Source organism: Shewanella sp. A32 (assembly GCF_029167175.1).
GTDB classification, from domain to species: Bacteria; Pseudomonadota; Gammaproteobacteria; order Enterobacterales; family Shewanellaceae; genus Shewanella; species Shewanella yunxiaonensis.
The window spans coordinates 51,462-59,717 of sequence record NZ_JARFTS010000024.1 but is presented as its reverse complement, the minus strand read 5'-3'; the positions used below and the strand labels follow the sequence as shown (position 1 = coordinate 59,717).

Genomic DNA, 8,256 nt, shown 5'->3' with positions numbered 1-8,256 from the left:
CCCAATCAGGTGCACAATAGAAAAGGCCAGCTACGGGAGCTGGCCTAAAAACTGTCAACCTATATTAGGACGAGACACCGTCGTGGGGAGCTGTGTAGCGGCGGTTGGTTAACCTCAGGAGGATATATGCATCAGGACGTCGACAGCCTGTTTGCTGCCATGTGGCAGGATTACATCTCCATGACACCATCAGCAGCTAAGGTGCATCAACTGCTGGGACAAGGTAATGCGATCATCAACGATCATATAGCACTGCGAACGTTCAATCTGCCGAAAGTGGGACTGGAGGTGCTCGCCGCACATTTCATTGAGCTAGGTTATCAAGCGTGTGGTGACTATCGATTTGAACAGAAAAAGTTGCGTGCCAAGCACTTTGAACATCCCGATGAAACACAACCGAAAGTGTTTATCTCTGAACTGTTAGTTGAAGAATTTAGCCCCTGGTTACAACAGACGGTGGCTCAATTGGTGGCACAGATCCCGGATGAGGCGATCAGCGCCGATGATTTTCTCTATTCAGGTCGCCATTGGGCGATGGACTACGCCACCTATTCACGGTTACTGGAAGAAAGTGAATATGCGGCGTGGGTGGCGGCTTTTGGCTATCGCGCCAATCATTTTACCGTATCGGTGAATCATCTGGCCGGATTCTCGACGCTGGAGGCGGTCAATGAGGCGTTAAAGGCTGCCGGTTTTGTCCTCAATAGTGCCGGTGGCGAGATTAAAGGCTCGGCGGCGGTATTATTGGAACAATCCTCGACGATGGCAGACCGCATCCCGGTGGCTTTTGGCGATCGTACCGTGGAAATTCCCAGCTGCTTCTATGAATTTGCGCGGCGTTATCCAAAAGCGGATGGCAAATTGTACACCGGCTTTGTGGCCGCATCGGCGGATAAAATTTTTGAAAGCACTAACGCCAAAAGTGAGTCTTAAAACGTGCCAAGGCCTTCCATGAGGAAGGCCTTTTTGTCTGCCACCACGAGGTTAATCAACCTTGTATAGTTGCAGAAAACTGTCGACTGCGGTTGCAACCAGCTGCGTCAATGTTGCATTGTCGGGCTTGTCGACAGCCCCTAACGAATAGGGCATCAGGATTTCAGCTTCCAGTAACGCTTTAAACTGCATGGCGGCTAGCCAGGGTTCGGCCCGACGTATTTCCGCTTTATCCATACGTTTTGCCAAAAACTCACTGACGTTGAGCCAGCCCCGTTGTGGCCCTTGTGCATAAAACTGCTTACCCAGATCACTGCGACCCACTTCAGCTCGCACCATGCGATCAATCGCCATAATTTCAGGGGTCAGGATCGAATTGAGATAGTTGTGCCCAAATTCCAGCATCATGGTGCGCATATCTTTGGTCTGACTGAGCGATTGAAACGCGTCAGCAATCTGTTCAGTTGCTGACGATTCCATCACCGCATGAAAGATTTCTTCTTTAGAATTGAAGTAGTTATAGAGTGTGGCTTTAGATCCGCCCAGTTGTTGTGAAATGTAAGACATTGAGGTCTGTTCAAATCCCTGACTGAAAAAAGCCTCCTTCGCGATATCAATAATCGCCTGCCGTTTCTCCTCAGTCTTAACCCGCATTTTGACTCCACGCTGCTCTGTTCGCGCCCACGAGTTTCGCTTGACTATCGTGGGATGTCAAGAGTATAACTGTACCGTACGGTATTGTTATGGAGATTAAAGTGAAACCCAGGCAACACAATCTGACTGTGGTCACGATCAAGACATCTTTTTTGGCCACAGCAGTCTTGCTGTCATTGGGCGGCTGCGCCGTTCATGATGCATCGCAGCAAGTTGCCAAGATGGCGCAGTCGGCAAAACTCGCATTCGGTAACACCTTGGGCCAGCAGTCGTTACGCGATTGGCCTAAAGACAGTTGGTGGCAGGCTTATCAAGATCCACAGCTTGATCAGTTGATGCAGGAAGCATTAGCGACAGCTCCGTCGCTGGCGCTGGCAAAGGCAAGACTGGCAAGTGCCCAAGGTATGTTGCAGCAGATGGGCGCTAGCGAGAGACCACAGGTGAGTGCCGCAGCATCGCTGTCGGAAACGAAAGTCAGCTACCGCTATCAAGCATCTTCACCACCTCAGGGCTGGAATGATTACGGTACCATTGGGCTGAATTTCAGCTATGACATCGATTTCTGGGATCGGAACAAAAGCATGGTCGCGGCAGCAACCTCCGATCTCGCCGCGACAGCAGCGGAAACGGCTGCTGCGCGCTTAATACTGACCACCTCAGTAGCCAATGCTTATGCGGAACTTGCCCGGCTATACCTCAATGAAGATACCGCGGCCGCCGCCATGAGTGTGCGCCGACAAACCGTTGCGCTGCTAAAGCAACGCTTTGACAATGGCCTGGAAAATCAGGGGGCAGTCAGTCAGGCACAGGCCGTTGCCGCCAGTTCGGAAGCGGAGTTGTTGTCGATCCGGGAATCTGTGTCACTACAGAAATATGCCATCGCCGCGTTGCTGGGCCAAGGGCCGGACAGAGCCTTAAGCATTTCTCGGCCAACCATCCATCTGACTCAAACCTTTGGCCTGCCAGCTCATGCGGGTGTCGGCTTGCTCGGACATCGGCCAGACATTACCGCCGCGCGTTGGCGCGCTGAAGCGGCAGCAAATCGGGTCGGGGTTGCCAAAGCGCAGTTTTATCCCGATATCAATCTGTCGGCCTTTATCGGTTTGCAGGCGTTTGGCATCAATAAGTTGTTTGATGCTGGCAATGATGCTGGCAGCGTTGGACCGGCACTGTATCTGCCCATTTTCAGTGGCGGGCGTTTAGAGGGGCAACTGACTTCAGCAGAGGCAAATTACCACCAGGCAGTGGCCTCATATCAGCAGACTTTGGCGGATGCCTTACATGATGTGGCGGATGTGTTGACTAGCAGTCAGGCGTTACGCGCCCAGATTGGCAAAACTCGTGAAGCAGTGGCCGCGGCAGCCACCGCACATCAAATCGCCAGCGACCGCTACAAAGGTGGTTTAGCCACCTATCTGGAAGTGTTGTCAGCAGAGGACAGATTACTGAGTAGCCAGCGCGCGCTGGTTAATCTGCAATCTCGGGCATTTTCGCTGGACCTGGCGCTGATCCATGCGTTGGGTGGTGGCTATCAGTCAATTCAATCTTGAGAATTAATTCATGACTTTAACTAAGACAGAGCAGCCTTTTGATGCTGCCCGGGCATCAGCGTCGCGTAAAAAGGGTTTTGTGGGCTTGGCTGTTGCGATGATTTTTGCGGCTGTCATCGGCGGTAGCTACTGGTATTTTGTGGCGTCACATTATGTTTCAACTGACAACGCCTATACCGCGACGGAAATTGCGGCTGTGACGCCTGCGGTTAGCGGTATTGTGGCAGAAGTAAAAGTGCTGGACACCGAAATGGTGCAAAAGGGTGATGTGTTAGTGGTACTGGATGACACAGACGCCCGGCTGGCATATGACCGTGCCAAAGCGAATTACGCGTTGGCAAAACGTCAAGTGAGCAGCTATGTCGCTAATGACGAAGGGTTGCAGGCGTTGGTGAAAGCCCGGGAGGCGGATGAACAACGTGCTAAGGCTGAGTTAGTGGTGTCCAAAGCGGATTATGCCCGTGCGCAACTGGAATTACAGCGCCGTGAAAATCTGGTGACATCTGGTGCGGTGTCGGGAGAGGAACTCACCAACGCTAAAACTGCTTTTGCGCAGGCAGAGGCTAATCTCAATGCCGCCAAAGCTGCCGAAGCACAGGCAGTTGCCAATCGCTTATCGTCAATTGGTAACAAGAAAGCCAATGCTGCGTTGATCATTGATACCACAGTAGATACTAACCCGCAGGTGCTGCAAGCCAAGGCGCAGTTACAGCAGGCAGAAGTGGATTTGCGACGTACGGTTATTCGTGCCCCCGTTGCTGGGGTGATTGCCAAACGCCAGGTGCAGATTGGGGAACGCGTGCAAATCGGAACACCACTGATGACTGTGGTTCCCGTACAAAATATGCATGTAGACGCGAATTTCAAAGAAGTCGAATTACGCCAGGTGAAGATTGGTCAACCGGTAGAAGTCACCGCAGATATCTATGGTGATAAAGTGATTTACCATGGGGTTGTCACCGGTTTATCCGGCGGCACAGGCTCCGCTTTTTCTGCTATTCCGGCGCAAAATGCCACTGGTAACTGGATTAAAGTGGTGCAGCGCTTACCCGTGCGTATTGGTCTTGATCCTAGCGAGTTAGCGGCACATCCGTTACAGGTCGGATTGTCGATGGAAGTGACGATCAATACTGCGGCGCAACCCAATATCAATGCGATTACTGCGGTAGCGGATCGGCAGTTGCCGATTAATGGTCGGGGTTAACGCTGATGAGTCAAACAGTAACTGCAGAGCCACAGCCCCTCTCTGGGGGGGCGTTGGTCGGCGGCGTGATCTGTCTGGCCATGGCTAATTTTCTGGCCATTCTGGACACGACTATCGCAAACGTATCCGTTTCCAGCATTGCCGGCAGTCTGGGCACATCTACCAGTCAGGGCACGTATGTCATTACCTCTTATGCGGTAGCGGAGGCGATTTCGGTCCCACTGACCGGCTGGCTGGCATCCCGTTTTGGTTCAGTTAAGGTGTTTGTTACCTGTCTGATCATGTTTGGCGTGTTTTCGCTGTTGTGCGGGCTTGCCAGCAGCATGAGTATGTTGGTGACCTTCCGCGTGTTTTTGGGATTATCCGGTGGACCATTGATGCCGTTGTCGCAAACCTTGATGATCCGTATCTTTCCCAAAGATAAAAGCCATGCCGCGATTGGCATCTGGAGTATGACCACCTTGGTGGCGCCCATCATGGGACCGATCCTTGGCGGCGTGTTATGTGACCAGTTCTCCTGGCCGTATATTTTTTACTTCAAAGTGCCATTTGCGATTGTTGCCGGCATTTGTTGTTGGCAATTGATTAAAGGTTTTGAAACCAAGACCAAAAAGGCCGCTATCGACAAAGTCGGTCTGGGGTTACTGGTCGTGTGGGTGGCCTCTTTGCAAATCATGCTCGATGAAGGCAAGGATCATGATTGGTTTGCTTCCAGTCGCATTGTGATCCTGGGGATAATCGCGGTGATTGGCTTTATTGCCTTTTTGATTTGGGAACTGACAGAACGCAATCCGGTGGTGGATCTCAAGGTGTTTCGCCATCGCGGTTTTGCCGCCAGTATGCTGACACTAAGTCTGGCGTTTGGGGCGTTTTTTGCGATAACGGTGGTAACGCCGCTCTGGTTACAGATCTATATGGGCTACACCGCCACCATCTCCGGCTATTCTACGGCAATGATGGGGATTATCGCGGTGTTCTTGGCACCGCTGATAGCCAGTGCTTCCAGCAAATTTGACCCGCGGCCGTTTGTTTTTGTTGGCGTGATGTGGCTGGGATTGTGGACGTATCTGCGCGCCTTTAACAACATGGATATGACCTTCTGGCAGATCAGTATGCCAATGTTTTTCCAAGGGATTGGTATGCCGCTGTTCTTTGTGCCATTGACCGCCATTGCCCTGGGGTGCGTCAAGATGCAGGAGATGGACTCTGCCGCCGGACTGATGAATTTTATTCGAACGCTCTCCGGGGCGGTGGCCACGTCGATGGTTAATACTTCATGGGAGAATGAGACCACTTATGTGCATTCAGAACTGTCGGGTCTGACGGATAAAGCCGGAGTAGCTGCGCACGCAATGCAGGCCAGCGGAATGACGCAGGAGCAGAGTCTTGGCTCGCTTAACTGGTTGTTGCAACAGCAAAGCTCCATGGTAGCCACCAATCAAATCTTCCTCTGGGTCGCGGTCATATTCACTGTGGGAGCCTTTGCTATTTGGCTGGCACCGCGGCCAGTACGTTCAATCGGTGGGGGTGGCACACATTAGGTAGGCGGTGCTGCCTAATGCTTAGGCATTTGGATCAGCACTTTCAGCCCACCTAATGAAGGGCTGCGTTCAAAGGATATCTGCAACTGATATTGTTCGCAGATATCCTTGACTATCGACAGTCCTAAGCCATGGCCGGCTACATCTTCATCAAGACGTTTGCCGCGGTGAGTCAGATTATCCAACTCATCATCAGGGACACCGGGACCATCATCTTCAATACTTATCTGGATTTCGCCTTGTTGCAGCCAGATACGTACCAATACCATTTCTGCGGCCCACTTGTCGGCGTTGTCCAAAAGGTTGCCAAACAACTCCATACCGTCTTCGCGATGGATTGGCAGGCGTGGTACTTGTTCGCTGATATCAAATTTATGATCCACCTGCTTCTGGTGATGTACCTTGTTCATGGTCAGACACAGGCTTTCCAGATCTCTGGGGATCACCATTTGTGCCGCCGGTAACATATCGCCGGTGATGCGGGCGGCTGCCAACTTGCGTTCGATCATTTTATGGATCTGATCCAACTGCTGCTCCAATGCGGCAGCGGTTTCTGGATCTTTCAGTCCCAGAACTTCTACTTGCTGGCGCATCACCGCTAATGGTGTTTTTAATCCATGACTGAGATTGCCAAGGTTATTGCGACTGCGCTGGATCTGATTACTGGTGTATTCCAGCAATTCGTTATAAGTCTCCGCCAGCGGTTTGATCTCAGCTGGTACGCTTTCCAGCGACAGTGAAGAGCTATGGCCTTCGCGCAAACGTGACAGAGCATGTTTGACTTTATTCACTGGCTTAAAGGATTGGCGCAGAATGATAAAGATCCCCAGCAGCATCACCAGCAACATGGTGACATTTACGGTCAGTTTGGCACCGTAAACTTCGGTGAAGACCTTACGGCCAATGCTCAGATCCTGAGCGACGGTTAATGTGGGGTTGCTATCGCCGGGAGAAATTGGTGGTAATCCTTTAGAGAACAGCTGAATATCGTGATGCTGTGGCCCTTTCGATTGCCAGACGCGGGTTTCACCCGGTGCCAGCGGCGTGATGTCGAGGTGCTTGTCCCACAATGAGCGAGAGCGCACTTCGATGTCGCCGATATTGAGCTGATAGTAACGGCCAGAGTAGGCTGGATTGTAGAAGCCTGACAACTGACTACTGTCGATTAGAATGTCATCATTGCTAATGTGGCTGGCAAGTACTATCTGTTCCAGGTCTTCGTGCAGTCGATCAATAATGGAATCATGAAACGCCTGTCGTAACATCGTCTCGATAAAACCAAGCCCGACCAAAGAGCTGAGCAGTACCAGTACTGTCAGCCACAAGCTCAGCTTGGTTTTTATCGATATCATGACTGCTGGCTACCGTGAAAGATATAGCCCTGTCCACGGCGGGTTTCAATGGCATTTTTTCCAAGTTTTTTACGCAGATGCGTCACATAAACTTCGACGACGTTACTCTCTTTCTCATCGTCAAATTGATACAGCTTGTCACTCAATTGTGCTTTTGAGAGCAGCTTTTTGGGTGACATTAAAAAGATCCGCAGCAAGCGAAATTCCATGGCAGTTAATTCAAAACAGTGATCGTTAACCGTTACCGTCTGTTCAGTCTCATCAAGGACTACACCGCCAAAACTTAACTGCTTGCTCGGCGTGGTCGCATGCCCATGTGTCCGGTGAATCACGGCTTGCAACCGCGCTAACAACTCTTGGGTATGGAAGGGTTTGCCAAGATAATCGTCGGCACCCGCATTAAAACCTTCAACCTTTTCATGCCACTGGCTACGGGCGGTGAGCATAATCACCGGGGTGGTGATGCCGCGTTGGCGCCAGCGTTGCAGCAGTTCTAAACCATTGCCGTCGGGCAATCCAATGTCGAGAATGACACAGTCATAAGGACTTTCTTTGATCAGATAATCGGCATCCAGCGCCTTGGCAGCAACATCGGTGACATAGCCAGCCAATTTCAGCTGTTTCAGCAGCTCTGTTACCAACAGATCATTGTCTTCAACGAGGAGCAGTTTCATAAGGATGGCACTCTTCTGGTAATGGTTGACCATCATGTTCGCTGGTACTGGCATTCAGATCCAGTTGCAGCAAAGTATCCTGGTCATTTTTTATAAGTAAATCATAACGCCATTTGCCATCTCGCTGGTAGAGATGCGCATCAACCAATTGGCCATAACAGAACGGTTTAATGTTTGACAGCGTGGTGTCGAGGGAGAGAATTTCGCCGGATTTGACCAAAGCCTTGGCAATATTGTGATCTGCTTGGAGATGTAAATTGGCCACATTTGCGTGGGCAATCACAGGCATTAGACCTGCCCAGCACAGTTGACTCAGCCGACTCATCAACACTCCTGAAAACAAAAAAG

The 8,256-nt window shown here is 51.1% G+C and carries 8 protein-coding genes; 4 read left to right on the top strand and 4 right to left on the bottom strand.

The features are described 5' to 3' along the window. The first annotated feature begins 126 nt into the window (after positions 1-126). A complete protein-coding gene (locus tag PY479_RS14810) occupies positions 127-933 on the top strand; it encodes a DUF1338 domain-containing protein (protein WP_275484226.1) in 807 nt (268 codons plus the stop codon). 51 nt (positions 934-984) lie between these two features. Here the strand turns inward: PY479_RS14810 and PY479_RS14805 are convergent, their stop codons facing one another. Then, a complete protein-coding gene (locus PY479_RS14805) occupies positions 985-1,587 on the bottom strand; it encodes a TetR/AcrR family transcriptional regulator (protein ID WP_212594348.1) in 603 nt (200 codons plus the stop codon). 101 nt (positions 1,588-1,688) lie between these two features. Between PY479_RS14805 and PY479_RS14800 the strand changes: the two genes are divergently transcribed. From PY479_RS14800 to PY479_RS14790, 3 genes are read left to right on the top strand one after another with little or no spacing between them, the layout of a single operon-like run. Beyond that, positions 1,689-3,137, top strand: a complete 1,449-nt coding sequence (locus tag PY479_RS14800) for an efflux transporter outer membrane subunit (protein WP_275484225.1) — start codon at positions 1,689-1,691, stop codon at positions 3,135-3,137. Positions 3,138-3,147: 10 nt separating this feature from the next. After that, positions 3,148-4,341 carry an HlyD family efflux transporter periplasmic adaptor subunit gene (locus PY479_RS14795; protein WP_212594346.1) on the top strand — a complete coding sequence of 398 codons (1,194 nt, stop codon included), beginning with the start codon at positions 3,148-3,150 and terminating at the stop codon, positions 4,339-4,341. Positions 4,342-4,346: 5 nt separating this feature from the next. Next, positions 4,347-5,882 (top strand): DHA2 family efflux MFS transporter permease subunit, encoded by a 1,536-nt coding sequence (locus tag PY479_RS14790; RefSeq protein ID WP_212594345.1) that lies wholly within the window; start codon positions 4,347-4,349, stop codon positions 5,880-5,882. 14 nt (positions 5,883-5,896) lie between these two features. Here PY479_RS14790 and PY479_RS14785 read toward each other — a convergent pair whose 3' ends face one another. Genes PY479_RS14785 through PY479_RS14775 form a run of 3 tightly spaced genes read right to left on the bottom strand, consistent with a single transcriptional unit; the run spans position 5,897 to position 8,233 of the window. Further along, positions 5,897-7,234: an ATP-binding protein gene (locus tag PY479_RS14785; protein ID WP_275484224.1), complete on the bottom strand. Its 1,338-nt coding sequence runs from the start codon at positions 7,232-7,234 to the stop codon at positions 5,897-5,899. Further along, positions 7,231-7,908 (bottom strand): response regulator transcription factor, encoded by a 678-nt coding sequence (locus tag PY479_RS14780; protein ID WP_212594343.1) that lies wholly within the window; start codon positions 7,906-7,908, stop codon positions 7,231-7,233. Before PY479_RS14780 ends, PY479_RS14785 begins: the two co-directional genes overlap by 4 nt. Beyond that, positions 7,889-8,233: a hypothetical protein gene (locus PY479_RS14775; RefSeq protein WP_212594342.1), complete on the bottom strand. Its 345-nt coding sequence runs from the start codon at positions 8,231-8,233 to the stop codon at positions 7,889-7,891. Before PY479_RS14775 ends, PY479_RS14780 begins: the two co-directional genes overlap by 20 nt. Positions 8,234-8,256: the final 23 nt, after the last annotated feature.